At 76.4% G+C, this 2,331-nt stretch carries 3 protein-coding genes; 1 reads left to right on the top strand and 2 read right to left on the bottom strand.

Translation table 11 applies throughout. The features are described from left to right. Nucleotides 1-2: 2 nt before the first annotated feature. Entirely contained in the window at nt 3-899 is an 897-nt protein-coding gene (locus tag AB0O00_RS36165; RefSeq protein WP_363658947.1) for an alpha/beta hydrolase, read from the bottom strand. 119 nt (nt 900-1,018) lie between these two features. Here AB0O00_RS36165 and AB0O00_RS36160 point away from each other — a divergent pair, with 119 nt between their 5' ends. After that, complete coding sequence (locus AB0O00_RS36160) at nt 1,019-2,110, top strand: helix-turn-helix domain-containing protein (RefSeq protein WP_363658946.1); 1,092 nt, start codon at nt 1,019-1,021, stop codon at nt 2,108-2,110. 1 nt (nt 2,111) lies between these two features. Here the strand turns inward: AB0O00_RS36160 and AB0O00_RS36155 are convergent, their stop codons facing one another. Next, on the bottom strand, nt 2,112-2,240 hold the full coding sequence (locus AB0O00_RS36155; RefSeq protein ID WP_363658945.1) for a hypothetical protein: 129 nt from the start codon (nt 2,238-2,240) through the stop codon (nt 2,112-2,114). Nucleotides 2,241-2,331: the final 91 nt, after the last annotated feature.

Raw genomic sequence — 2,331 nt, 5'->3', positions numbered from 1 at the left:
CCTCACCCCGCAACCGCCCGCCGCAGCACCGCGCCGAGCTCGGCGATCTGCCGCTGCGACACCTCCGCCGACAGCAGCGCCTGCGAGCCGTGGAACGTCCCGGCCCACTGGTGCAGTTCGACCGGCACGCCCGCCCGCAGGAGGCGCAGCGCGTACTCGATGCCCTCGTCGCGGTTCGGGCAGAACTCGGCGGTGGCGATGTGGGCGGGCGGCAGGCCGGTGAGGTCCTCGGCCCGGCCCGGGGCCGCGTACGGGGTGGCGGGGGCGTCGCCGAGGTAGTGCCGCCAGGCCGCGCTGATCTTGTCGCGGGTCATCCACGGCGTGTCCGTGAAGGTCCGCGCCGACCACGACTCCTGCCGCTCGTCGAGCCCGGGCTGGTTGAGCAGCTGGAACCGGAGCGCCGGCCCCTGCCGGTCGCGCGCCAGCAGGGCCACGGCGGCCGCGAGGGTGGCGCCGGCGCTGTGCCCGCCGATCGCGATCCGCTCGGGGTCGACGCCGAGTCCGGCCGCGTTCTCCGCGGCCCACGCGAGGACGGCGTAGACGTCGTCCAGCGCGGCGGGGTACGGGTGCTCGGGCGCCAGGCGGTAGCCCACCGAGATCACGACCGCCCCCGAGTCGGCGGCGATCCGGGCCGCCCACGGGTGTTCGGTGTCGAGGCCGCCCATGACGAACCCGCCGCCGTGCAGCCAGATGACCGCGCCCCGCGCCTCGCGGGGCCGGTAGATCCGCACCGGGACGCCGGGGTCGGCGGGCACCGTGCGGTCCTCGATCACCATGCCGGGGACGTCCGCCGCGGGCACGCCGCCGGCCAGCGCGGCGAGGCTCGCCCGGGCGGAGGCGGGGTCGTTCAGGTCGACGTCCGGGAAGAAGGGGACGAATGCTTCGAGTTCGGGATCCATGACGACCATCGTCCCGGCCGCCGCCCGCCCCGTCGTCCGCCAACCGTCGTGCGATGGGCCGGGATCGCGCACCGACCGGCGCGGGCCCCGCTCCCCCGCGCCCGCATATCCTCGGGCCCATGGAGGCACTGGCGGTACGCATGTCGCAACTGGGCTCGGACGTCGAGGCGGCCGTCCGCATCGTCATGTTCTACGACACGCTGATGCGCCGCCGCGTCGACCTCCCCGCCCTCGCCCGCGCCTCCGCGAACCTCGCCGAGTGCACGGCCGGCATCCGCCTCGCGGGCACCGGACGGACGATCCGCATGACGTCCGACGGCCGGGAGGCACCCGGCGCGCCGGCCGTCACCACCTCCGCCCCGGTCACCCTCGACGATGAGGAGATCGGCACCGTCTGGCTCGAACGCCCTTCCCCCACAGGTCTCTTGGACGAGTTGCTGCTGGACCGCCTCGCCATCGCCGTCGCCACGGCCGTCGAACGGTACGGCCCCGCCCACACCACCATGGCCGACCCGGCCCTCGTCGAGCTCGTCATCGGCGCCGACACCGACGAGGCCGCCCGCGCCCGGGCGCTGCGCCTCCTCGGCTTCGCCGCCGACCTGCCCGTGCACGCCATCGCCGTCCGCACGGCACCGGCCCACGGCGCGGCACCGACCCTCGGCACGACACCGACCCTCGACCGCATCGGCACCCTGCTGTGCCCCGGCCGCCCGGTGAAGGCGGCCCAACTCGCCGACGCGGGCGCCGTCCTGGCCACCACCGTCGACGTGACCCACCTCCCGCCCGGCATCCGCGCGGGCATCGGCGCCGCCGCGGCCCCGGACCGGTCCTGGCGCGAGGCCCGCACCGCGCTGCGCTTCACCACCCCGCGCCGGCCCGTCGTCCACCACGCCGAACTGGGCGCCGTCGCCCTCCTCGCCGACCTGCCGGCGGACACCGTCCGGGCCAACCCCGACGTCGCGGCGATCGCCCGCATCGCGGAGCGCAGCCCGGAGGACCTGGAGACGCTGGACGCCTACTGCACCACCGGTTCCCTGCGCCGGGCCGCCACCGTCCTCCACCTGCACCACACCAGCGTGGCCCGCCGCCTCGACCAGCCCGGCACCGCGCTCGGCGTCGAACTCACCGAGCCCGCAGGCCTGTTGCGGGCCACACTCGCCCTCACCATGTGGCGGCTGCACGCCGAGCCGCCGGCCCCCGGACGCCGGTAGGTCACACCTGCCGGACGCGCAGCACCCCGGTCAGCATCGGCAGGGTGAACTCGCCGTCGGCGGTCTCGGGGCAGCCCGCGAGGAACGCCCGGATCCGGCCCAGCAGGGCCGCCCGCTCCTCCTCCGGCATGACTGGGGCGTGTCTGACAATTCGCGTCGTCCGCCCGGAGGGCGGGCGGGGCGGCGTTGGGGTGCGTGCATCGCAAGGCGGAGGAGGGAGG

The sequence above is a fragment of the Kitasatospora sp. NPDC093558 genome (assembly GCF_040683475.1).
Taxonomy (GTDB): Bacteria; Actinomycetota; Actinomycetes; order Streptomycetales; family Streptomycetaceae; genus Kitasatospora.
This window is presented reverse-complemented; position numbering and strand designations above follow the sequence as displayed.